A 24,575-nucleotide genomic window follows, 5' to 3' on the forward strand; every position below is an offset into this window, starting at 1 on the left:
CGAGTTGATAGTGCCACATTTCCCAAAGTTCTACGTAAAATTCCGGGGGGACATGATCAAGGTTGCTTTTAATTACACCATTTGGCATCAATTTAACATGGAGCCTAATCTTATTCCCTGATAAAGGGCTGGTTCTCCCATCTGGATTAAAGGTGATTTCTCCACTTGAGGGGATCAATCTACCTTTTGAACCAGAACATGTAGAACGTGATCGGTGCTTTCTAGAAGCTGTTCCAGTGTTGCAGGCTCTATAGATGTTCCATTTGCACAGCTAGAAAATAGTAAAAAGAAAATCAGCTTTTTCATGAGTATTATCTATTTTTGTAGGTTATACCAGGCACAACATTGATTGCCTAGGGTGGAACTTTTTAATAGCTGTTTTCGTCAGTATTGTTAGTATTTCTGTCTGGTTTCGATGGTTTTACTATTCTAGTCAGAATATGGAGAGTCAGTTCACAGACCACTACTTACTTGTGCCTTATTGCTCAGCCGTAGTTCAATAATGGCCAATCACACCGTTGCTTACAAGGAGGTATCTCTATATTTTGGTGTTAAATACTTTTTGAATCGAATTTCGGTATTTGCTAAATTTTAGCTGGCCCACTAGTTGCTAATAGGGTCTTACTATGTGTCCGTATGGGTTGATAATTATTCTGGCTTATTCTGTTTAAGGGTCTGAGGTGTGGTTTTTTAAAATTAATTTTCATAAATGTTTATTTTAACATATTTAAAGGTGGGCGATTTTCTTTAATGCGGCTGCTATTTTCCACAAAATGTGGGCGTCTATAGGAGGGGATAGTGAGAAACTGCTGCGGACCTGAACAATCAAGCCCGCTTGCTCCAGTGAATCACTCAAATGGTTTCAAACGTTTTGTAAGGTGCTTGCGGATATCTTTCATCGACTTTTCCGCAGTCTTGTGCCCCGCATTTATCGCAATTAGAAAGATTATGTCATGCTTGGGCATGATACGCACGTCAGTAAACCAATATCCATTACTGCCAGTATGTGCAAGAAGTGATAACTCAGAGTCGTACACTGCGCCCCACCCGAGAGCGTAATTGCCTGTCACCGGTGAATGTAACTTGCGATAGGTTTCAGTCTTTAGCAATTTACCGCGACCATGTACGCCATTGAGCTGATCTTCTACAAAAAGAGTCCAATCCTGGAGTGATATATTGATAGTTCCTGCGGGACCCATTACTTGTGGGTTATCACTATTTTTGTCGGCAGGGTCTAGCGGGATGAGCTTGCCCAGCCAGGATTTTTTGTGGCCACGAGGTTGATCTAATGTGGCCGAAGAGCCGGGAGCTGAAAAACCTGCATTCTTGATACCAAGTGGAGCAAAGATCTGCTCCTTGATGAGATCTTCCCAGGTCTTGTCTGTTCGAGCTTCGGCGATAGCCCCAGCAATGATAAAGCCGAGATTGGAATATTCAGCTGAGCCAGCCTCGGAGCTGGGAGGTACAGTGAGGTAATGGCGTGCGACTGCCATGCGTTGCGCTCGAATACTGTGTTCCGGCTCGATTACTTTCATTAATGTAGGAAGCTCATACCAGCTGGATAAAGGGGGTAGGCCGGCAGTGTGACTGAGCAATTGTGTGATCGTAATATTACGGTAAGCGGGGTCTATATCTTTTGCAAAAGAGGGAAATGAGTCAGCTAGTGTATCCTCAAATTGTAATATACCCTGCTCGACTAAGCGCGCTACCATTGTCGCCGTAATCGCTTTGGTGTTAGAACCTATGTGCCAGCGATCATTAATAGTTACTATTTCATTATGGCCCTGTGCGCGAACTCCGTCTACCGCCATGGCAGCGATTTCGCCATCGATTTGAACTAGTACACCGACTGCTGGAAGGTTGTTGCTATCTCGGGCATTAGTAAGTATTTGTTCGAGAAACTCTTGTAACGAATCGTCGGCATGTGCGATAAAGGGTGACGTTAGAAGTGTGACTGCCAGGAGAATCCTCGGTAGAGTTTTATTAAATCCTATATACATTTTAATAAGCCCGAATGAATATTTAAAGCAAGTGCTGGATCTGTGTTTATACAGATATTTTATGTCGATTGGTATACTCTGAGGCTTCGATGTAATGGAGGGCTTTGGTACATTATTACCAAATGGTTGTTTTAAATATTATTTGTATTATTCGTAATTATTTTCAGGTAAGTACTAGAGAAAGGTGTTTTGTGAGATCTTTCTGCTCGAAGAATTATAGATTATAACAGCCATCAGATCATCGTATTGATCTGAACATCCTTTGTTCAATTTCAAGTCAACTTTGATATCCCTTAGTAATGATCTTTCCTTTCTTTAGGGCGTTGATTGGAATATATGCTAACAGCATTTTCTCAATAATCTTTCTTTTGGAATTTGATTCTTTAGTATATGCGACCTAGGAAGGCTATGTTTATTATCTATTAGAAATGGCGTCATTGTGAGAGAAGCCCGTCAGCAATTCGGGTAGGTGGTGATTGCTGACGGAAAATGAAAATTTGGATCATGGCTGAGTTTATCATCTGGGATCAGATGCTTGTTAAGCATTACAAAAGCAAGAGCTTTTGGGGGTTCTAGATGGCAAGATTTCGAGCTCGAAAGATTCTGTCGCGAGGAACAAACTGAATGTGCAGGTCTCGAGAAACATTCGGTGCACTGATATGGGAATAATCTCCGGTAGCTGTGAATTTATACATTTGTAAGTTCCGTCCGGCAATATACCTTCCCAATCCCCAGTAACCCTGATAGTTAATGGCTTGATCATCGGGGATTTGGTTTGAAAGAGTGCTTATAGTACGAGCAACACGTCGGCCTCCAATCATGTTTCTTCCCATTCTTAACCCTGTGACATGCGCAGAACCTATAGGGATTATTCCGCCTGGACGCCCGCCTATATTAAAGTGGTGAATAATTCTTCTTGCTATTCCCTTTTGACGTTTTTCTGAAGATTTCCACTCTCCATTTCCTCTCCATGAATCCACACAGGCTATATCCCAACTTTTCCGAGAAGCTATATTGATTAATAGCGCTGATGTTTCAGTATCAGTTACGCCACCCGCGAAATAGTCTTTTATCCTATTGGGGTAAGCGGAGAGAGTTCCTGCAGCTTTTATTTCATGCGGTGCTTCGACGAACAATGAGTGAGGCTGATCGCTATTATCAGCTATAGCTTCAGCTGCAAAGGAGAAACCGTGAGGTACATCATTGTGCGGCTCTTGGACAATCACTAGCCCTCCGGCTTGCAATGTGGCGCGAACACGAGCCTTTGCGTCTTGCAGGGTTATATTGTTTACTGGCATTTTATATCTCCATCTTGCTATAGAACGACTGGTTTAGCGTCGAATGTGCTCGGTGTATTTCTCGTCGAGTAGAACCTTTTTATTTGGCTTGGACACAACTGCAAAAGCAGGAGTTATCATATTTCAGTTTTTGTAATGCATGTATTGCTAATCAAGTTACTCTTCATGAAAGTTAGGTTCAAGAAATAAATGCAACACCTTTCCAAATTTTGTCTTAGTTTGTGAGTTATTTCTTTCGGGGGTGTTTATTGCCCAGGGGTTTGTGTCCTTTGTGAGGTAGGTTCCCTTTTAATGTCCTGTAGTGTAGTTTTTATTAATATTGGCAATCTTGGAGATGGTCGTATCGAGTATGATTTCTAGGATAGATTTTTTGGTCTTTTAAGTCGGTTCTCCTGTGATAGATATTTTGGGCTAATTGTATTTTTTCTGGTTTTCTATTGGTTATTATCTATAGGGATAGCTTTTGTGAAAAAAAGTAATCTACAGTAGAAAATCTTCTACATGTGTAAAGAATGAAGGGGTAGTGTGATCACATTATCTAATACTGCATCCCCTTACGGCACTCCGAGCTAAAAAGTTTAATTTTTTTTGTGACTTATTTGTAACCACATTTTTGGTCAAAAGTCTTGAGGTTCTTGAAATGGCTTTGTTGGATCTATAAATTGAGGAGGTGCTAATTCTCGGTGGGGTAGAAGAGAATAGATTTTAATCTGGGTTGATCTAGTGATGTAGAGAGCTACAAGATGAAATAGAGTTGCCAGTTTGGCCGATAAGTAACAAAAATAAGCTGCCCGGAGGCAGCACATTAATATATCTAGTTGCTAAGTCCTAATTCCCGCTCAATCTGAGCCTTTCTCCAAACTGAGTAACTGGCTGGTATCTTTGCCTCTTTGGTGCCATCGGCAAGGATGGCGCGGCCGAGGTTTGGCCAGCATAGTACGGCCAATACCCTGGGCGCGATTACTTGGAAGACTTTGGGTGGCCCCATTAGGGATTTGAGTCTCTGTATTAATGGTAGCCAGGATGCTGGGACTACCTGTTCTGCGATCATCCATGAGGCCTGAGGATCACTACCCAGTTGCTTTGCCAGGGATTCGTAGCGCAATGTAGCGGCTCTTAGTGAGGCTTGGGGTGGTGCGAGTATGACGGCACGGGCCCTTCTCTCTGCACAGAGTAGGCAAATCTCTTTGGGGAGACCGCTACTTTCTGCAAGCTCTTGGTTGAGTGCCCATCCACCGGCTTTGATATCGCATTGGCAGATAGAGCAGTTATATTTCGGGTTTTCAGGGGTGAATACAGAACTAACTTTTTGGGGGCGTTCGCCATTTTTCCAGATGAGAGAGTGTCTTTTAAAAATATTGCTGGCAAAGTATCGGGTATAGGTCAGCCAGTCGATATTGGTTACATTGCCGAAACGGTCTTTGTGTACAACATCGGGAATATTGTGGCTGTAAAGGTGACGTAAGCAGTGAGGGCATGGCTTTAGTTGATCCTGGGGAAATGCCTTTCGCGCTTCGCTATAGTCACTGCTTATCCAAACCGGACCCTTATAGCTATTCACTATTGGGCACTTGGGGTAAATATGAACTTGACCAAAAGAGTCCGGGTTTTGTTCCAGGCCAAATAAAAAAACCGGTATACCCCGGTAGCGCCAAGCCACAGGTACGCTGTCCAGATCACTTGAATCGAGTTGCATTCCAGTACGGATGGCTTTGGTTAAGCTGTTTCGATCAGGCATTTCAGACAAGCGCTGTGCTAACGGACGTTTGCCGGCTGAGAATGAATCACCATCGTTAATGACATAAGGTACTGATAGTGCTCGTGTGGCGCTTGGGAATGCTGTGATAGCCTGACGGTTTTGAATGGGTTGAAATTTTGTGAGGTTCACAGAGCTTCCTCAAGGATTTGCAGGATATGGCTCTCAGAGTCTCTAACTACCCTGAATGCTACCCGGCGAGAACGATCTGGATCTTCTACCCCATTTTTATCCAAGACTGGGCGAGCTGAGGAGTAACCGACAGCTGCTACCTTGGCCCGTACCAGGACGGCTTGCTGCGAAGGCAGTAATGAATGGGCATATTGCATTACGGCTCGGGAGCGCTGTTGGGAAAGTCGTAGGTTGTGGAAATAACCAGCTTCCGGTGCGGATTGATCTCCCCATTCAGAACTTGTGTGCCCTTCGATTTGGATTGCGGCAATGGAATCCATATAGGGCGTGAGCGCTTCGATGTAGCGAGGTACAAAGGAGGACATAATCTCGCGGGCATTGTCGCTCAGGGTAAAATCACCGGTTTTAAATAAGGCATCACTGTTATTAAAGGAGATGGCCAGGGTTTGCTTATCCAGAGACGCTCCCCAACGAGTTAAGTCGTGGGCAAATTCCTGTTGCAGAGTTTGATAGATGGCCAACTGGGTGTCCCGGTACGACTCTGCGAGTTCGCGGATCTTGGCGCGTTCGTCGATAAGGGAGCGCATTACAAAGACGGCAATACAGAGAAATACCATCATCAGGCCAGCCATCATGTCCGATAGGCTAATCCATTGACTATCGCTGGACTCACTACTGGCTTGCGTGCTTTCAAACATGTGCCTCTCCAGTGACTCTCTGAGCTTGCGCATCGATTCTCTTCATTTGCTGGATGAGCTGACGGAAGTCTCTGGAGAATTCACCGCTTAACGTGCCAAGAGCATCGCCCATCGCTGCCATAACACTCTCTACTTCATCGCGCAAACGTTCATCCAGAAGTTCATATTGACGCTTGATGCTGACATCGGCATTACTAAGATCGCGAGTAATCACTTGTGACAATTCGGTAATCATCTGGTTGTGAGTTTTGGCGATCAGCTGAGCTAGCTCGGCCATGGATTCCCGGTGACTGGTAGCCTGCTCGTGAATTGCTTTAGAGAAGTGGTTGGGGTCCATACTGGTAACCACATCGGCCAGGGCTACGACCCTACTGGTTCTTTGGTCGAATACTTCCGCCTGGGTCCTACTCAGGGAGATCAGGTTGGAAACCTGGGCCCCCAGTTGCTGTTGAGCTTGGTCAATTCCTCGGGTGAGCGCTTCAAACTTGGCCGCAATATCGGGGATCGATTGCTGTAGAACTTCAATAGAAGCTTGTTGCTCATTCAGCATGATTGATATCTGCTCTGCGTGATTGCGCTGCTGCTCTACCAGGGTGGGAATCACGTTGAAAATTTCTGGCAGCTCAGTAATACGCTGGTGTAACAGCAGAAGGTTTTCTTGAGCACCATTAATTTCATTGAGAAGAGTTGCAGTTTGGTCGCGGTAAATAGTTGCGAGTTCTGCGTGTTGCTGATGCTGATCTATTAGGGCTTGCAGGGCAGGGGATACGGCCTCCAATTGCTGGGTAAACTGCTGTAGGTTCTCACCCATCTGGGCATTCAGGCCGCTATTAAACTTTTCTACAACCGCAGTGAGTGACTGTAGGACTTCATCACTAATCTGTCGCTGGAATTTTGCCAGATCTTCGCGCTGACCATTAATAGCCTGCAATATGTCATCTGCTGTCGCTTTAGGGGCTTGTTCTTTAGTGAATATTTGAAAAATAGTTCGCAATATCAGGGACAGGAAGAGTCCCAAGATACTGGTCATAAAGGCGGTTTCCAGACCTTGCATCAGTTCTGAAATTGAGGTGTCAATATCGTTTAGATCAAATCCATAGATACCGATAATGATACCGATAAAAGTACCTAAAATACCGAGGGCAGTCAGTAGTGACGGCGTTTCCTTTACAAAGCGGGGAAACTTGCCTAAAGGGTAGAGGATTATGGCTATAGCACCAATGGCAAGCATGACCATAAGAAAGGTGTCGGTAACCTGTTCCGCAGACAACTTGGTTAACCAGTGATAGAAAAACTGGGTCATTATTTATCCTTTACAACTTTTTGCATTGTTATTTCGTGATAAAAAGGTCCGTTGGGTATTCGCCCGGTTCCCTGGCTGAGTACTTTCATCTCTGGTAGAGATTTCACTACATCGGTGATAGTGCGGAGCTGGGGCTGCTTGTTACCCGAAGCGTGAACATAGGTTCCAACCTGGCCCGACTTTTGAATTTCAAATACACCACAGTTGACGGGAAGCCTGTTTTGCTTGAATAGCAAAAAGTGCATCACGCCTCCTTCACTGAGATATTGATACAGGGCCTTAGTGATCGATTGTATTTGCTCGGTGGAAAAGAAGTTGAGAAGATCCCAGAGGAGGATGCAATTGAGATCCTTTGGTAGGGTTGCCTGTCGCAACGCGGCCTGAACGGCTTCTTCAAATGGCACTTTTCTGCTGGTTTGCCAAGCGAGCGATGAGTAAAAATCAGAAATAAACAGTTCGCCCACCTCCCTTTGGAGGTGTTCCATATTTCTCCCAGCCTTTTGCCCAATATCCAGAACTTTGCTGACCGGTGAGCGCTTGACGTGAGTCAGGGCGGTGTCCAGAGCGATTAGCGAAATATTAGTAAGGCGGTTTTTCTGGAACGCGGATACCGCTGCTGATGATCCACTGGCCATCACTGAAGTTGGCGATTTTACATTTCCATACTCAAACATTAATTCGATAAGGTCTTTACGCATCCCCTCTCTTTGTAGCAGGGAGGAACGCAGGGAGAAGTTGCCCATAGTCTTCATTAAATTCAGGGATGAGTACCTATAAGTGGGCAGTGGTTCTTCCAGGTGGAGTGGTTCTGTATTGAAGGTAAAGCCAGAAAGGCGCTTAAAATCTGCGGGCCCCTTGGGCATAGTGCCGGTGTACAGCATTGTATGGAAAATGGTACGCGGCTTTAAGTGGGGGCGGATTTCCTCAATGAGCTTGGTAATAAGCTCAGGCTCCATAAAGTTGAATAGATCCCAGCAGAGCACCACATCAAGCTTGATTCGTTGGGGCTTTTTGGTGAGATATTCAGAAAGCTTAACGGCCCTGACTTCTTTATCGAGGGCAGAAGTATCCAGTAGCAGACTGCGTAAATCTTCGATAAATGTCTGGCAGGAGCGCTCCAATAAAGGCTGTGTGGTGCCAAACGAAAGGCATCCCAAATCTAAAACTTTACTACCTGGTTGAATGACTTCATCCACCAAAGCAGCAATACCAAATGAATGATGCTGCAACATATTTCCCACACCAAAACTAAAGCCCCGGCATTAGCCGGGGCCCATATTGAGGATTAACTAAGAAGGTTTCCTAGCTTTCCTCAGCTTCTTCTTCGGTCTCTTTAGTGCCGAAGAGGTAGTCGCTGGTGTCGGACAGGCGAGAGGAATCGCTCGTGCTCGTGGTACTGGAGGAGTAGGTAGAGCTGCCGCGAGTACGGGCTGCGGGCTTCTCTTCTGCTGCGGGCAGGTCTGGGTGTACCAGACGATCAGAGAACTCCTTGTGGCGCTCTTTCATTTCGGAATCGGTATCAACCATATCCATGGAGCCACGGAATTTACCGCCGTCGTCCAGCTTGATTCTCGGTGCAATCAGATTGCCATTAACTTGTGCGGTGTTGCGGATTTCGATCAACTCATCGGCAAGGGCGTCGCCATCCAAGGTGCCCTCTACAACAATATTTTTTGCGTGGATATTGGCAGTAACTGCACCGCCAGTGCCAACAGAAAGGTTGTGGCCAACCATGATCACAGTACCATCAACAGTACCTTCCACGTGCAGATCTTCGGTGCCGATCAGCTCGCCACGAAAGTTAATACCTTCACCCAGCACTGACTTGGAGCCTGAGCCCGAAAGAGATGATTGCTGCTCAACAGCGCTCATGCCTGCTAAAAATGGTGTGGAGTCATTGCTTTTGTCAGTGCTCATAGAAATAAGTCTCTCTGTATAGAAAAGTCAGCTGTTGCGTCGATTGCACCGATAACCGTGGTTACAGGGTTGTCGATACGTTGGGTTTTTGTTAAATCGGAAAATCAAAATTTTCAAAAGTGATAAGGCACTTCTAATGGCGGGTACGGATTATTTTGATACTGAATAAAACCTATCAAAACAAACGGCCCTACATTTATGTCAAATTTTTTTCTTTGCTGTGAGTGTTTTACTAAAAAAGAAAATTAGACTATCAGTGCTTTTGGTCACCTAAAATATCCCTGTCTCTGCCTTTTCCCTATTGTGCACATACCTTAAGAACGACTTCCTTTGTCCTTTTACAGTTTTCGTCTCTCTCGTAGAGTTGCAATGCCCGTTTTCTCGTGCTTGCATCAAGGTGAAGAAGAGGCTCTTCTGACCTTAAGCTACGATCGATTTTTGCGATTGCTGTTGATATCGCTATATTCTCGCTATTTACTTCAGGCTCGACCTGTAAGTAAATATTTACTTCCTTTTGTGGAGGGCATACTTCTAATTGTCTGCTGATGGGTATCGAGCCTATTGGCACAAAACAATATATGATTGGAATACTACCTACAGCGAGCTTACCAGCGTTTTCGGTCTGGCAATCAATCAAGCTGACCTCGACTTGAATGCGCTGAATTTAGCACGGATTGCATGCTAAAAGTGTGACTTGTAGCACCTTTTGGTCGTGATGATCGTCGTTTCCTGTTTTTTAATCCGCTAATGATTTACGGCTTAAAATATTGTTGCAATATGCGATGTATTCCTATGTAAAGAATTGTTTATGTTGGCATTTGGATTAATGTCTGAGCCTTGCATTCTTGCGCTTTCAAAATTCTACCCTAAATGTAAGTGTGCACTTATTTGCAATGACTATTGGGTGTCCTCAGGAAGGCTGTTTTCATAGGGTGGAGCTGCAGGCAGTTTTTGCTAGGATATATGTCACTCACCGCATACCTCTCAGTCCCACCCAAAAAAGGTAGGCCCAAGAGATATTTTTGGTGGCGTTGGCAGGGGTGCCAGCCTTGTTGGGCTGGCTAAATTTCAGGGGTAATTTGGATTTTAAACGGAGTTCCGTTTGAAGTTTTAAACTCTACCTCTGCAGCTTGATTGAACCCTGTTACCAGAATGGGACTTGCTATCTGCTTGTAACCACTAGAAGCTCCAAATTCATATATTTTTGTCTGCAATCGAATTTGGTTTTCAGAAACTTGTTCGGCAGACACCTCGAACCTAAGTGTGTTTTCGATTTGGATTTCGCTTTCATCTCCTTCGTTGTTGAGGAGGCGGACGGAGGCTAGGTTCTCGTTTCTGGTGCTGGCATCTACCTTAAGCATTATTGGAGAAGCTGACGATAAGGAGGTATACAAGAGTAAAGTCGTACCTAGGGAGCCTCTGAATAACTCCATAATGCCTCTGCGGGTCTTGAAGGCTGCAGATGTTAGGCGCAGCTCGCCGCGAATGGCCTAGTCCTTTGCAAGAGCTGCAACGCAGCAGCTGTGGCCTTCAAGGCCCGCCCTTCGGGGCTTGCAGAGCGATTCACACTCCGCGTTGCGACTTCTTGAAAGGTCTAGACATTCCTGCGAAGCCGCGCCTTGATTGTGAACCGCTCTGCATGCCAGAGGTATCACGGAGTTATTCAGAGGCTCCCTAGGGCCAATATTGCGGTAAGATATTTTCTGCCCTGCTTGGCCATCGATATTTTTGGGTTTTCCTGAAGGATTATATCTATGGGCTTCAGTGAAAATGCTGAAGATATTGCTTTTATTGAATCTTGAGAGGCATTTCCACTTTTTTCTATCCGTTGAATGGTTCTAAGGCTTAATGATGCAACATCGGCTAGTTGTTGTTGACTCCAAGCCCTAGTTGTTCTCAGTTTAATAATTTTCTTTGAGTTAACTTTCACTTCCATACTTCTGTCCTCTGAAAATTGAGCTCCATTTTCAGGGGGACAGTCCTTATTGGTTACGATGTTCTTGCGACACCTACCTGACAGCCATATGACTTTGTCCAAATAATGGACTATTTGTACGACTTGCGCTCAATGGTGGGCGTGTTTGAAGGTTAGGTGATTCACTGATGTACTACAAGGGGCGCACAACCTTTAACTATTGCCTGGATCCACATTCTGGGTCGGGAAGACATCTATAGACTCTAAGTTCTCACTTTGAGATAAGTAAAAGGCTAGGGAGTTGAGTCAGGTTGTAACTGGAGGTTCGGATAGTAGCTTTTCTGTTTTCTTGGGGGGGAAGGTTACCACTAAGCAGAGCTGAAGAGCTTTCAATGAGAACACGTAGCAAGATGACTTATGGAGCTTCTGAACAATTCCGTAATATCTCTGTGAGCCAGAAGCATCACGGATTTATTTAGAGGCTCCTTATATAAATTTAACGCTCCAAGCTATTAAATCTTAATACTGCCGCGAAGATAATCTACAGCGCCTCCCTTGAGAGAGACTCTGTTACTATGCAGTTCGCAGTGAATTAGTCCAGTCCGCTTGGAGAGTTGCTTAGCTAAAAGCACATCCTTTTTAAATTGTTGGCTCCAATATGGTGCCAGTTGACAGTGCGCTGACCCGGTCACAGGATCTTCGTTTACCCTTAATTTTGGATAGAAGCATCGGCTAACGAAATCAATATCATTACTCATCCCGGGAGCGGTAATGACAACTCCTCGTTTATCCAGTTGGGAGAGTTTTATAAAATTTGGGTTTACAGATTTTAGATCGGTTTCGCTACCCAAGACAGCTATATAATCATATGCGCACAGAACTTCTCGCGGAGTGACACCGAGGCCATCAATAAGAGCGTCTGGTGCTTCTGTGGATATCGGAATGCTAGCCGGAAAGTCCATGCTATAGACAGCTCCCGATCTCTGGACTAATAGTGGGCCGCTTTTTGTATCAAACTGGATGGTTTGGCCTGAGTATCTTAAATGAGTAAATAGAACGTGGGCAGCTGCGAGTGTGGCGTGGCCACATAAATCTACTTCTGCCTCAGGAGTAAACCACCTCAGAGAAAAGGAATCTTCATTTTTAACAAAGAATGCGGTTTCAGAGAGGTTGTTTTCCTCAGCTATCTTTTGCAGTGTCTCATCCGCAAGCCAGTTATCAAGAGGGCACACAGCAGCAGGATTACCTTCAAATACCTCGGAGGCAAAGGCATCTACTTGATAAATTGCTAGTTCCATTAGTTTTTTCCTTGAGCAATAGATGCTATTTTCGGTCAGTATAAAATTATTGTGATAGTTGGTGTGTTTATGCCAGATTGCTTTGTGGTACCAATTTTCTAAGGCTAAGGGAAGCTAGGATACTTATACCTGGGTGTCCTTTAGGGCGGGTCTTCAAAGTCCACAGAGATATAGCTAATTATTTACAGGCTCTCTAACTGCGCAAAGCGACGTTCGTAATAATGCAGGCCGTTGGATATACGCATAATCTCAAGAAGGTCTCCAGAAGAAAATCCAACAACAATTTTAATCGGTGCTTCTTCACTGTATTGGAGAAGTTGTTCGTTTTTGCAGAGTTCTCGTGCTAGGAGGGATGTATAGCATAAGCTGAAACCAATGTATCCGTCTCTATTTAGGTGTTTCGGCTTGTTAGCTCCTTTACACAAGGCTGCAATATTTCTCAAATATCTCGAGCCCAAATCAGAATTCGAATATATCCAATCCCGTCTGCTTTTAAATAGTTGAGGAAGTAGTGTTAAGCTGATATCCGGGAATTCCCGGCCGATACTATCTCTGAATTCACGCAGCTCGAAATATAGGACTGAAGGAGGAAGCGAGTCCCCAGCAGCTACCAGTTCTGTATCGAACCATGTTTGGGCTAGGTCAAGTTCATCCGTTCCTAGCATAGTGGGCAGCTTTAGCCATGCCAAATTGGGGGTTCGGCCATCAGCCCAAAAAGAAAGGTTTTCAAGGCCGTCTTGGATGGATTCGTTTTTTTCCAGCGTATCGAAAATCACTTCATAGTATTCAGCTATAGACAAACCCCGAACTCCTGTCATATCCCACTTTTGCTCAGTATATCGATCAAGCAAGCCAGTGGGGACGTTTTTGGCTTTTCCTTCTGATTCAGCAGTATATGCACTGGGGTGCAATCTAAAACAACCATCCCGTTCGAAATGAAATTCCAACAAAAGCAAAGAGAACGGACAGTACTGTAACTGGGATAATATGGTATGCCAGTGCAGTGAGATTTTTTTCAGAAAGATTTGGAATGATTCGCAGCCTTGCGTCAATTGCCAGTAAGAAAGTGCATGCCAAAAGAATCAGTTTGAAGGATACCAGGCGAGAAATTGGATTGGAGAAGTTGAACCACTGCGATAAGTCAGGCAGTAGGGTATATGAGAGATATAGCCCGGAGAGTATTTGAATGAGCAGGGCGGGGATGCCAATCTTTTCGTAGCTGCTTTCAAACCGGGAAAGAAAAGCTACATCCTTATCCCGTAAAACTTTGGGTAGTATTGTGCAGGCAAGTATCAGATGCCCACCGGTCCAAATTGTTGCACCTAGAAGGTGAAAAAAAAGTACTACGTTGTACATCCTGTCCCCCAGACAAATCCTTGTTGGGGGACTATAGCGCTAAAATCTACGGGTGTCTGCTGCCAAATAGGGGTAGAAATTAGCGTTGTCTACTCCCTGGGTTCCGGCCGGGACCAAATCCAGTAGGCGCCGCAGCTGATGCCGCCAATGGTAAAGCAAAGAAGGTAAATATTACTGATATGAAGGATGGCAAAAGCTAGGGATATAGCCATTGTCAGGCTGGCCAGTAACTTGGTTCTGCGGCTTACATAACCACTGCGCCAAGTCCGCAATAGATGCCCAAAGAGATGGTGTTCTTCGATCCATTGGTGCAGGCGCTGGGAGCTGCGTGATGCGGCCCAGGCACCGAGGACAATAAATACAGCCGACGGCAGGCCGGGAAGAATGGCTCCGATAATGCCAAGGGCGATAAAAAAGCAAGCAGCGGCGCCCCACAGCCAGCGCATCCAGCCCTTTGCCAACGGCGGGGTGTAGGACATTACGCTGTCTTCAGTGGATTCTTTCATTCGGTACCTCTACCTTCTAGCTTATTGCAGTAGTTGTGCATCAAAAGTAACAATATTTGTCCGCTTGGTCTGCTTGCTCATAAGCAGTTTGCCCAGCACCTAGTCAATAGAGTCAGCAGGCCGATAGGTCGCTAGTGCAGGGTAACGGATTATGTGGATGATTTCCTCTGTCCAGGGAGGTGACTTTCTGGTTTATGTGAAACCAGGCCTCCCAGTTCTGAGAAAGCAATTTATTTTGGTTAACGAATAAAAAATTCGACCGGAACGGCCACTGTCAGAGGATCACCGGGTACCTCTTCTGGTGGTCTAGGCAGTGGTTCTGCCCTGCGCACCAAGGCCACGACTTCTCGGTCGAGAGACGATATGCCACTGGCTCGGTGCAGCTCAACCTTTAGTACTTTGCCTTTTCTGTCCATCGTGAATTGTACCCAGGGAATACCTTGTTGACGCCGTATTTGGGCGCTACGGGGGTAGCGTTTTCTTCGCTCAAGGTGAGCCTGTAATTGGTTCTGCCAGGTTAATCTGGCTTGTGATTCCCTCTGGTTCAAGGCGCCCACTTCCGGTGCCGCAGCTTGCTCTGCTTCTGCTACATCTGCCGCGAGAGAGGCTGATGTTTCTTCAACAGCAGTTTCTCCAGTAGCCTCTCCACTGGAGTCTTGTTGCTGTGCGATTTCCTTCTCTTCCACTGGCTCAGGGGTCTCTTCCTTTTCCTCGGTGGGGGGCTCCTCTTCGGGCTTCTCAATGGCAATTTCCGAGGGGGCTTCTGGCAAAATAACAGGCTCTGACTGCGCAGAGGTTTTTTGTGGCTCGTTGCTCTGCTGGTTTGCGGGAGAGGATTCCTGTTGTTGAGGACCTACCGGTAGCGACGTGGGTGGTGCCACTGGAGCGGCTACCATACTGACTTCAAATACCTGTGGTGCTGCAGCAGGCGGCAGCGCCAGTTCGGATTTGGGCTGCCATAAAAAATAGGCGGCAATAAGTCCGTGAAGGGCTAGGGCGCAGCAAAAGGCGCAGAGCGATAGAAAAAATCGCGGATGCCTTGCAGATTTTACCTTTGGTCCGGCCAAGAGGCTCATTGGTTTACGGTCGCCGGTTTATCCAGACCTACCAGAGCGATTTTCTGGTATCCGGCACTGGCAAGGCGATTCATCAGGTCCATCAAATCCCCATATTCCACTTTGCTGTCGGCACGCAGCAGGATTTGCTGTTCTGTGCCAATTTCATTTGCCTGGAGTTCAGCAGCCAAGTTCTCCCGCACAATAACTTTGTCCTCACCGAGAGTCAGGGTGAGGTCCTTTTGCAGGGTGAGATATTTCGGATCTTCTGCCTGGGGTTGTTGTGGAGCTGTCGCCGAGGGTAGATTGACGGGCACGCTTACAGTGGCCAACGGAGCTGCAACCATAAAAATAATTAGCAATACCAGCATCACATCGATAAAAGGTGTGACATTGATATCGTGCTGTTCTGGCAGTTCTTCGCTATTGCTGCTGTTGAGATTGAATGCCATTAGTTGACGCCCTGAACCTGCGGTACTGCGCGCTTTTTGTTCGCGCTAACCAGTTCGGCGAGCGGGCGCGCATTTGGGTGGTGGCGATCCAGGTCCCGACTAATCAGTACCATTAAGGCGGTGACGTTATCGGCCAATACCGCGCGATAATTGCCGATAGCCCGGGAAAAGTAGTTGTAGATCACTACCGCCGGAATCGCAGCAACCAGGCCGATCGCAGTTGCCAGCAGGGCTTCCGCAATACCTGGAGCCACTACGGCCAGGTTTGTGGTTTGGGTTTTTGCGATTCCGATGAAACTGTTCATGATGCCCCAAACAGTTCCAAATAGACCGACAAAGGGGGCGACGGAACCGATGGTTGCCAGAATTCCGGTGCCACGGTTCATGTCGGTAGCGAGAGAAGCCTGGACTCTTTCCAGGCGAGCCAGAACACGTTCTTTTAAGCCGTCATCTGACACTGGGCCACCTGAAGATAAGTTGAGTTCGTGGCGACTCGCTTCTACCAATAACAGGGCACCGCCGGTTTGGCCTGAAAGCTTTGATTCGGCATTTGCGAATGTCTTGCTTTGGATCAGGGTTGCCAATAATTGTTTGGCCTTGCGACGTGTTATTACCAGCTGCACGGTTTTAAAAAGCCAAATCGCCCAGGTTAAAACAGAGGCCAAGAGTAGGCCGATCATTACGCTTTTAACGACGATATCCGCGGCGTGATACATTCCCATGGGAGATAAATCGTGTGCGCTGAAAGCGGTATCTCCAATGTTGGAGGTTGCAGTCGAGGTAGAGTTGTCTTGATTTTCTTGCAACCCCACGGAGGTTTCCACATCTCCCTCGAGAACTATTTCTGTATTGCTTTGTTCGCTTGAGTTGGAATTATTTTCCTGCGCTAAAGCCGGCAATGGGCCCAATGTGCTGCCTAGCAGGCACAATAAAATTACAGTCCAGATTTTCATTACCGACTCCTGGCTTCAGGTGAAAAATAAATTAGGGTGTAGCGGGCGCTAATAATTGTTCGACATTTTGTCGTGCAAAAGCAAAGGCTTGTTTGGCCCCATTGAGGGCTATTTCTTTTTGCTCTTGGTTGAGTGCAAGAGCATCTAACGCAGTTTTGAATTGGCGCCAGTGTAACCCGCGACCGTCTTCATGTCCTGCCAAGTGGCGTGCGCCGAACTCTTCTGATAAATCCAGATGTTTGCGCGCGTACTTGAGAAGGAATGCCGCTCCTAAGTTGGAGCCTTCAACTACGTAGAGCCAGCCCAGTGCAGAGTGGAAATCAGTAATTGTGACTTCTGCTGCGGCTTGTTGATCAGCTTTTAAATCGCTCTCGGGCATTTCGAAATCAGCACAGTCCTGGAGGACTGCTTCAGAGCGGTCTCTCTCTTTCAGGCCGGGCAAAAAATTATTTAATTCGTCACTTTGAAACCAATCAGACACCGCTTGATGCAGTCGCGACTGCGTGCGAACAAACAGTGCATATCGCTCGCGATTGGAAAATGGTGACAGGGACATAATGCGTTTATCTAGACTCTCGTGGGTCGTATTAGTGCCTTCTTTCAGCCAAGCGGAAAAGGTGGGCTCTGTCGGTTCAACGGATTGGCATTCTGCTGGATTGCTCACGGGATTTTTCCAAAACAAATTAAACAATAACCGCCCGGTTATTCCGGTGGCTTTGTAATGGGTGACGGACCAAATTCAAATTAACCCATCCCGTTGATCAATATTTTTTGAAAAATTCACCGGGTTATTCCAAATTGATATAACATTCTCAGCTCAGCTACTTTAAATGAGAATAGATATCATTTACAGTCCCCGCCCTCAAAAGATTACAGCGCAAGGTCTGAGTTTTGGCCCCGGAAACCCCTTCAGCCCCAGGATTTGATGAGCTTTACCAAGAGCACCACGAGTGGCTTGTCCGTTGGATAGCGCGCCGAACTTCCGGTGTTGATAATGCCCAGGATTTAGCTCAGGACACTTTTATTCGTCTGCTGGATAGGCCGAGCCTGCCTGCGGGAATTCGAAGTCCGAGGGCCTGGTTAACCAAAGTGGCCGGGAACCTGCTGATCGACCAAGCCCGTCGCCAAGTGCTGGAGAAAAATTATTTAGCGCTGCTGGAAAATTTGCCGGAACCGGAATGTCCCTCCCCAGAAGATAAGTGGGAGCTATTGGGGCTTTTGGAGCAAATTGATCAATTGCTCAGTGGTCTGCGCCCGATAGAGAAAACGGTATTTCTAATGGCGAGACTAGACGGCTTAACATACCGCCAGGTGGCTGAGCAGCAGGGGCTGAGCCTTTCCTCAGTAGAGAAATATATCGCAAAAGCCATGCTCAAGTGCTATGCCGCTGCGTACGATAACGAATAATTTTCTATGGACTTGGAACTTGCTTGCCGATGTCAAACGCCCCAGAAAAAAATAGAGAAAAAATTCCTGAAGCAGTACTGTTGCAAGCCGTTAGCTGGCGCGTTCGCCTGGGTTCCGGTGAGGCGCTTGACTCAGAGCGCGATGCTTGCAGTCAATGGCGTTCGGCGGACCCTCTGCATGAACTGGCGTGGCAGCGTTTTGAGCGGATGGAGTCACCTCTAGATACGGTGGCTCGCCGAGCGCCGCGTTTGGCCCATTCCACCCTCAATCAAACCGATGCAGAAATTCGCCGTTTAAATCGCAGGGCTGCTCTTAAAACCATGGGCGGTGGTGTCCTTGGGGCTTTTGCCGTTGGCCTGGTGGGATATGACACCGGTTTGCTGAAGTATATGTCTGCCGATTATTCCTCTGGTTCTAAGCCGGCCCAATATACTCTGGATGATAAGAGCAAAGTCTGGCTAAACACCGGTAGTGCCATTGAATGGGAGTCGGGCACAGCAATCCGTTCCCTTGTGCTGACTAAAGGTGAAATGCACTTGACCAGTGCCGCTGACCCGAGGCCAATGCAGGTATCGGTGCCTCAGGGGCAGCTGATTTCCCGTGACTCGCGCTTTTTTGTCCGCAATGGCGATGACCACACGATTTTGCAGGTTGTGGAAGGTGGGGTGCAGGTTCAGCTGAGTGCGGATATAGAGCCCTTTGCAGTTAAAGCGGGTGAGGCTTATCGCCTTACTGGAGCCGGTTCACTCGCTCTGGACAGCAAGATGTTTGATTACAGCGGATGGATTGACGGGGTGCTTTCAGCTCGGAGCATGCCATTAGGGGCACTGCTTGAAGAGTTGTCTCGCTATCGTGTTGGTTTTTTACGCTGTGATCCGGCATTAAGAGATCACCAGGTTTCCGGGGTTTTCCAGCTTCACGATATCGACACCATCCTAAAAATATTGGCGCGTTCGGCGGGAGCTGAACTGAGCTATACCACGCGCTGGTGGGCAACGATTCAATTGCCGGGCTGATAGTAAGTCGCATCGCTCCCTGCCTTCCCCTATGCGTCCGGGCTGACGGTTTTTTCGGAACGGGCAACCTTTAATTCCTGCTCTTATTGCCAGATGACCACAAAAAAGTTATCCGAAGGTGTCATTTTTTATTTTTGATGACGCTTTTGATTGCTAGTTTTCCCTCCGAAGTAAAAAAAACAAAATAATTCTCATTTAGATTACGGGTTTTTGATTTTCGTTCGGCTTCCTAGTTATACACCTGAGAATAGGAAGCCGCTTAAATGCAGTCCCGCGCCCCAAAACATATTTTGCCCACCTTGTTGGCACTGTTGTTGGCCGTAGTTCCCGTATCGAGTTTTGCGCAAGCCCAGCAGGGCAATACAGCGTTGATCGAATTCAGCTTGCCTGCGGGCAATCTGGGAGATGTGCTTAACCTCTACTCGCGTCAGGCTGGGGTAACGCTCTCTTTCGACGAGAACCTGGTGGAAACTATTTCTGTTCCAGCACTATTTGGAAGCTATCGTGCAGAGGAAGCTCTGTTGAGCTTGTTGCGCGGTACCAACCTGCAAGCGGTTCCCGTTGGTAGTGGTGCCTGGCTGATCCAGTCTGCTGGAGAGCAGGATCTGATGGTGCTGGACAGCATTCAGGTTGAGACTCGTGATGGCGGTGAAAAAGACCAGGCCTTTCGCGAATCCGCCTCTGTAAATATCCTCACCCAGAAAAATATTGAGCGCTTTCGTGGTACCAGTGTTGGCGATATTTTCCAGGGTACCCCCGGCGTACTTATCAGTGAAAACCGCAATTCCGGTGGGCTGGATGTGAATGTTCGCGGTATGCAGGGGCAGGGCAGGGTGCCTGTTTTAATTGATGGTAGCCGTCAGGAAACAACTATTTATCGCGGATATGCTGGGGTTTCCAGTCGCAGCTATATCGACCCAGATTTGATCGGGTCTCTGCGTATTGATAAGGGCCCGGTAATGGGCGCTGAGGGCACCGGCGCTACCGGTGGCGTTGTCAGTGTAAGTACCCTGCGAGCGGAAGATGTCGTAAAACCCGGTGAATTGTCGGGTTTCCGTGTTCGTGTCAGTGGTATCGGAAACAATAGCGAAGCGCCAGAGCCGGGCACTTATGCTGGTTACCATGTGCCGCGCGCTGTTTATCACTCCGATTGCCGTTTTGCTAGTGATTGCACAGCTGACTATACAATGCCGGACAGCTTTGCGCCGGACCATGGGATGGATAGGTCCAGCCTGTTGGATTTTGAGGGTTACGCGGCGAGCTTTGCGGGCGCCCAGCGTTTTGAGTGGGGTGATCTGGTGGTGGCTCACGCCCAGCGTGAACAGGGAAATTACTATGCGGGTACTGATGGCCCCGCGCCGAAAGTTGTTATTGGTGAACCTCAGGAAACGGCATGGTATACCGAGACTAAGGTTGAGTTGGAAAGTGAGCTGGGGGAAAGTATCCCTTACCGAGCCGGGGAGCGAATTCCGAACACGAGTTTTTCTAGCGATTCCTGGTTGCTAAAAAGCAGTCTCTACTTGCCAAAAGACCAAAGTCTTGAGCTGGGCTATATCCGTTATAACAGCATCTTTGGTGAGATGATGCCCTCGCAGATTCTTTCAGATCTTAAGCAGCCACGGCAGTGGTTCGACAGTGAAGTACTTAATCAAACCTACACTGCCCGCTACCGTTGGCAGCCGGTGGAATTTGACTGGGCCGACTTGCGTGTCAATTTTTGGCACACCGATGCAGTCACTGACCTGAACACGCCGGATTTTTTCTCTAATGACCTGGAAGATAATACTGCGCGAAACGACGACTATCAGCGCTTTGGTCTTGATATCACCAATAGTATGCGCTTCTACCCCATGGGTGAATTGCGCTGGGATTATGGTGTTTCTCTACAATGGGAAGACTTGGATAGCGATACCCAGACCGCTGAAGGTATTTATGCCGGTTCCCGCAGTGGTGGGCGTGATGAATACAGCGTGTTTACAGGCATTGAGTGGCAACCGTCGCCAGAGTGGACACTGGAGTCTGGGGTTCGTTATACCCATTTCTCTTCGAAAGACAATAATCCCCTTCCGTTGAGCATCGATTCTGATTCTTGTGTAGATGATGGTGAAGGGGGCTGTGAGGACGTTTACTACAGCAATAGTCACTCTGGTACTGCACCTATCGTGGTTTTGACCTGGGAGCCGATCAAGGGTTTGCAATTCTATGCCCGCCATGCGCAGGCTTTGCGTATGCCGAGCCTGTTTGAAGGTACCACTGGTTTCTCATCGAGCCCCGCACTGGATATTACCCTTAAGCCTGAGCATGCAAAAAATAATGAGGTTGGGATTAATTATCTTAACGGCCAGCTATTTGCGGCTCATCATCAACTTCGAGCGAAACTTTCCTATTTCGAAAACCATGTTGACGATTATTTGACTCGCACCGGGGTCAACGCCTATGAAGACAAGCAAGGTAGCGGTATCTCCGATTTATTCCGTATACGTAATATCGATAGCCTCGACCTTCAAGGTTTTGAGTTGAACCTTGGATACGATGCCCACTGGTGGTTAGTTGAACTGAGTGGTACTAAATACAGCCACATTGAAGTCTGTGATGTTGCCAGCTACGTGCGTACCTACTGCACGGACTGGGGTATAGAAAACAGTTATTTCAACAATATGGTCCCACCTAACTGGCATGCCAGCGCGCATATTGGGTTCCGTTTGTTCCAGGAAAAATTGGAATTCGGGCTGCGCGGTACTTTTATGGGGGAGCGAAACTCTGTCCCTTATTACGGCGATCAAGCAGGGTTTACTGAGCCGGTGCTGTGGCAGAGCTACGAACTGTTAGATGTTTATAGCAGCTTCCAATTTAACGATAGTTTTTCGGTGGATTTCACCGTCGACAACGTAACCGATCAATATTACGTCGATGCCTTGAGCCTCGGTTTGGTGCCTGCACCTGGGCGTACTGCAAGACTCAGTCTCACTTATCAATATTAAACATTTGGAGTCCCACAGATGAAAAGAGCAATGGCCCTGTTGGGCACACTGTGTCTGTCTCTCGTACTCGTTGCCTGTGGTGGTGGCGGTTCAAATAACAAAGTGGAAAAGCCCACTGCCAGTTTCAGCTTGCTGTCTCCTGCTGATACCACTTTCTCGCTGGCAGATGGCGATGTTACGGTTCAATTGAATGGCACTGATAGCAGTAGTCCGCGAGATGCAAGCCTGACTTATCGTTGGGAGCTGATTGAATGGCCTGAGCTTAGCTTGGCAGAGCTGACCAGCACTGAAGATGCCTACACTGAATTTACTGCTGATCTCCCGGGCGACTATGTGGTGAGCCTGATTGTAGATGACGGTACTGAAACCAGTGAAGCAGCTCGTATGACCCTGACTGCAACCAGCCCGAATCCAGTGGCAATCACTGAGCCGGTGCACAGTATTATTCTCGGAACAGATACTCTGGGCCTTGATGGCAGCTTGAGTACTCCGCCAACGGGTGAGACTGGAAATCTAGAATATTTATGGACCCTGGTTGAAAAGCCTCTCGACAGTGCTGCGTACCTGACTAACAGTGACTCTAGTCAAGCTACACTGCACCTGGATATCGAAGGTGACTACAAGCTTGAATTAGTTGTTACTTACAACGGAGTTGACAGTGAGCCTGCGGAAGTGCTGGTAACCGTTTCCGCCGGTGATGCACCTCCTGTTGCAGTAACAGAAGACCAGACTATTACTCTCGGCGAAGAAGTTGTTCTGGACGCAAGCGAAAGTTATGACCCGGAAGGTAACTCTCTGCAATACCGCTGGAAGTGGGCTTATAGTCCAGTGGAAACTGATGGTGTTCCGGTTCCCGATTTGGAAGGCGAGACAACCTCTACCGTTAAATTCACTCCTATTGCAGCAGATACTTACAATTTAATTTTGTTTGTTTTTGATGGCGCCAGAAAGAGTGAAGAGCGCGAAGTAACCATTGTAGTTGAGGCTGACCCTGAAGCTGAGGCGAATGAAGCTCCAATTGGTGAGATCGAGGCTACTGGTTACTACCCGTCCTACAGTATTGGTGAGCAAGAGCTGGGGCTTCGCGCTGAATTTAATTTTGTTGGCTATGACCCCGAGGGTGATGCTCTACAAATTATTGAAGCGGAGCTGATTGAAAAGCCTGAAGGTAGTGTTGCCGAGCTCGTTGATATTGGTTCCTGGAAGCCGCTGGGTAAGAAAATCCAAGAGCTGGATGTGGTTGGTACCTATCGCGTAAGCATGACCGTATCTGATGGAACCAATCAGATAGACCTGGAAGCAACCATGGAAGCCAAGATTGGCAAGGTAAATGGTTATCCTTCTACCCGTAGTGTCGAAGCTCAGTCCAAATCTGTACTCGTTGGTGATGCATTGGTATTTGATGCCTCCAGCAGCGACCCTAATAATGATGAAATGACCTTCCACTGGGAACTGGTTGACAGGCCCGATGGCAGTAATGCCGTAATTGAGGCAATCACCGAACCTGAGAGTGGTGAGCTTCGCCGTGCTCAGGTAATTACTGATGTGCCGGGTTCCTACACTGCACGTTTGATCGTGAGTGATGATCGTGGTCTATATGCCAAGACCTACTCTGAAGATGATGGTCTCGCCAAAGTCTCCAACACTGCACCAGAAATCCGCTCTGTAGTTTGGGCGCGCAACTGGGGTAGATTGTCCACTGATGAAGATTATTTCCAAATCCTGCCCTGTATGTCCCTGTTGCATCGCCCTGTGGTAGTTGATGCAGATGGCGATGAAGTATTCACTTATGAAGAGTTGATCAGCACGCCGGAAGGTGGTGAATTTACCAACTATCCAGATAGTGAAGATTGTGAAAATACCACTGGTACCGTGTTTTCCAAAGCGGGCACCTACGTATTTCGCTACTACGCTACAGATTTGATTGACGATGCTCCGGAATACGATTTTGTTGTAGAAGTTGAGCCCATGAGCGAAGCTAAGGGTGTGCGTCTGCGCAACATCAATTCCTGGGATGAGAGCCTCTGGCTGCCCATGCCGTACGAAAATATTCCAAGCTACGGTACTCCGTCAGATTTACGGTGGGATACATCCCCTACCGAAGATGAATACCTACAATGGTCTCTGACTGCAGTTGATGCCGATTACACCATTGAGAATGTACAGGTGAAGCATATCAATGGCGGTTTGGCTAGCCTTACACCATGGTTCGAGGGTCTTGCAGAGGGACAGGTTATTAGCGAGGGAGAGTCTCTGGACTTCAAGACATGGGTACCCTCTGTTCCCTGTATGCGCACAGATGAAAAAATAGAAGGCTTCCATTTCTCATTTAATATTAAAGAAATCCCGGAGTTGACCTTCACCTACGAAACCTGGGTAGCCATCGATGATGGTATCTTTAGCGAGGGCTGGAGGCAGTGTGAAGCAGGGGAGTTAAATTAATCTTTCAGAGCTTACTTCTGCAGTAACACATATTATTGCTGAGGTTCTATAACATTGTGACCTCTTTGAGAAAGGGCGCCTACTAAGGCG

General features: G+C 47.2%; 20 protein-coding genes. 4 read left to right on the forward strand and 16 right to left on the reverse strand.

The window, feature by feature from the left end; translation table 11 throughout:
- Window positions 1-848: 848 nt before the first annotated feature.
- The 16 genes from ACJJIN_RS02545 to ACJJIN_RS02620 form a co-directional block, all read right to left on the reverse strand.
- A complete protein-coding gene (locus tag ACJJIN_RS02545; RefSeq protein ID WP_444896743.1) occupies window positions 849-2,000 on the reverse strand; it encodes a serine hydrolase domain-containing protein in 1,152 nt (383 codons plus the stop codon).
- 572 nt (window positions 2,001-2,572) lie between these two features.
- The gene (locus tag ACJJIN_RS02550; RefSeq protein ID WP_413665218.1) at window positions 2,573-3,298 is read right to left on the reverse strand and encodes a hypothetical protein; all 726 of its coding nucleotides are present in this window, start codon (window positions 3,296-3,298) and stop codon (window positions 2,573-2,575) included.
- 814 nt (window positions 3,299-4,112) lie between these two features.
- Window positions 4,113-5,186, reverse strand: coding sequence for a hypothetical protein (locus ACJJIN_RS02555; protein WP_444896744.1), 1,074 nt, complete (start codon window positions 5,184-5,186; stop codon window positions 4,113-4,115).
- Window positions 5,183-5,884, reverse strand: a complete 702-nt coding sequence (locus ACJJIN_RS02560) for an OmpA/MotB family protein (RefSeq protein WP_413665220.1) — start codon at window positions 5,882-5,884, stop codon at window positions 5,183-5,185. The genes ACJJIN_RS02555 and ACJJIN_RS02560 overlap by 4 nt, the downstream gene beginning before the upstream one ends.
- The gene (locus ACJJIN_RS02565) at window positions 5,877-7,187 is read right to left on the reverse strand and encodes a MotA/TolQ/ExbB proton channel family protein (RefSeq protein ID WP_444896745.1); all 1,311 of its coding nucleotides are present in this window, start codon (window positions 7,185-7,187) and stop codon (window positions 5,877-5,879) included. The genes ACJJIN_RS02560 and ACJJIN_RS02565 overlap by 8 nt, the downstream gene beginning before the upstream one ends.
- Window positions 7,187-8,419, reverse strand: coding sequence for a class I SAM-dependent methyltransferase (locus tag ACJJIN_RS02570; protein WP_444896746.1), 1,233 nt, complete (start codon window positions 8,417-8,419; stop codon window positions 7,187-7,189). Before ACJJIN_RS02570 ends, ACJJIN_RS02565 begins: the two co-directional genes overlap by 1 nt.
- Before the next feature lie 70 nt (window positions 8,420-8,489).
- Window positions 8,490-9,104, reverse strand: a complete 615-nt coding sequence (locus ACJJIN_RS02575) for a bactofilin family protein (RefSeq protein ID WP_413665223.1) — start codon at window positions 9,102-9,104, stop codon at window positions 8,490-8,492.
- Window positions 9,105-10,165: 1,061 nt separating this feature from the next.
- On the reverse strand, window positions 10,166-10,465 hold the full coding sequence (locus tag ACJJIN_RS02580; RefSeq protein ID WP_444896747.1) for a hypothetical protein: 300 nt from the start codon (window positions 10,463-10,465) through the stop codon (window positions 10,166-10,168).
- A gap of 302 nt (window positions 10,466-10,767) precedes the next feature.
- Entirely contained in the window at window positions 10,768-11,040 is a 273-nt protein-coding gene (locus ACJJIN_RS02585; RefSeq protein ID WP_413665225.1) for a helix-turn-helix transcriptional regulator, read from the reverse strand.
- Window positions 11,041-11,531: 491 nt separating this feature from the next.
- The gene (locus tag ACJJIN_RS02590) at window positions 11,532-12,317 is read right to left on the reverse strand and encodes a PhzF family protein (RefSeq protein WP_444896748.1); all 786 of its coding nucleotides are present in this window, start codon (window positions 12,315-12,317) and stop codon (window positions 11,532-11,534) included.
- Window positions 12,318-12,499: 182 nt separating this feature from the next.
- Window positions 12,500-13,228, reverse strand: coding sequence for a hypothetical protein (locus ACJJIN_RS02595; RefSeq protein WP_444896749.1), 729 nt, complete (start codon window positions 13,226-13,228; stop codon window positions 12,500-12,502).
- A 534-nt stretch (window positions 13,229-13,762) separates the two neighbouring features.
- A complete protein-coding gene (locus tag ACJJIN_RS02600) occupies window positions 13,763-14,179 on the reverse strand; it encodes a YbaN family protein (protein WP_108732723.1) in 417 nt (138 codons plus the stop codon).
- A 239-nt stretch (window positions 14,180-14,418) separates the two neighbouring features.
- On the reverse strand, window positions 14,419-15,255 hold the full coding sequence (locus ACJJIN_RS02605) for an energy transducer TonB family protein (protein ID WP_444896750.1): 837 nt from the start codon (window positions 15,253-15,255) through the stop codon (window positions 14,419-14,421).
- Window positions 15,252-15,686, reverse strand: a complete 435-nt coding sequence (gene exbD, locus ACJJIN_RS02610) for a TonB system transport protein ExbD (RefSeq protein ID WP_108732725.1) — start codon at window positions 15,684-15,686, stop codon at window positions 15,252-15,254. The genes ACJJIN_RS02605 and exbD overlap by 4 nt, the downstream gene beginning before the upstream one ends.
- Window positions 15,686-16,639 (reverse strand): tonB-system energizer ExbB, encoded by a 954-nt coding sequence (gene exbB / locus ACJJIN_RS02615; protein WP_444896751.1) that lies wholly within the window; start codon window positions 16,637-16,639, stop codon window positions 15,686-15,688. Before exbB ends, exbD begins: the two co-directional genes overlap by 1 nt.
- A gap of 31 nt (window positions 16,640-16,670) precedes the next feature.
- Window positions 16,671-17,303: a biliverdin-producing heme oxygenase gene (locus ACJJIN_RS02620; protein WP_444896752.1), complete on the reverse strand. Its 633-nt coding sequence runs from the start codon at window positions 17,301-17,303 to the stop codon at window positions 16,671-16,673.
- A 227-nt stretch (window positions 17,304-17,530) separates the two neighbouring features.
- Here ACJJIN_RS02620 and ACJJIN_RS02625 point away from each other — a divergent pair, with 227 nt between their 5' ends.
- The 4 genes from ACJJIN_RS02625 to ACJJIN_RS02640 all read left to right on the forward strand — a co-directional run bounded on the left by ACJJIN_RS02625 (window position 17,531) and on the right by ACJJIN_RS02640 (window position 24,485).
- On the forward strand, window positions 17,531-18,046 hold the full coding sequence (locus tag ACJJIN_RS02625; protein WP_444896753.1) for a sigma-70 family RNA polymerase sigma factor: 516 nt from the start codon (window positions 17,531-17,533) through the stop codon (window positions 18,044-18,046).
- 29 nt (window positions 18,047-18,075) lie between these two features.
- Window positions 18,076-19,062: a FecR domain-containing protein gene (locus ACJJIN_RS02630; RefSeq protein WP_444896754.1), complete on the forward strand. Its 987-nt coding sequence runs from the start codon at window positions 18,076-18,078 to the stop codon at window positions 19,060-19,062.
- A 263-nt stretch (window positions 19,063-19,325) separates the two neighbouring features.
- Window positions 19,326-22,043, forward strand: coding sequence for a TonB-dependent receptor (locus tag ACJJIN_RS02635; RefSeq protein ID WP_444896755.1), 2,718 nt, complete (start codon window positions 19,326-19,328; stop codon window positions 22,041-22,043).
- An 18-nt stretch (window positions 22,044-22,061) separates the two neighbouring features.
- The gene (locus tag ACJJIN_RS02640) at window positions 22,062-24,485 is read left to right on the forward strand and encodes a PKD domain-containing protein (RefSeq protein WP_444896756.1); all 2,424 of its coding nucleotides are present in this window, start codon (window positions 22,062-22,064) and stop codon (window positions 24,483-24,485) included.
- Window positions 24,486-24,575: the final 90 nt, after the last annotated feature.

The sequence above is a fragment of the Microbulbifer maximicatervae (SeqCode) genome, from assembly GCF_052467505.1.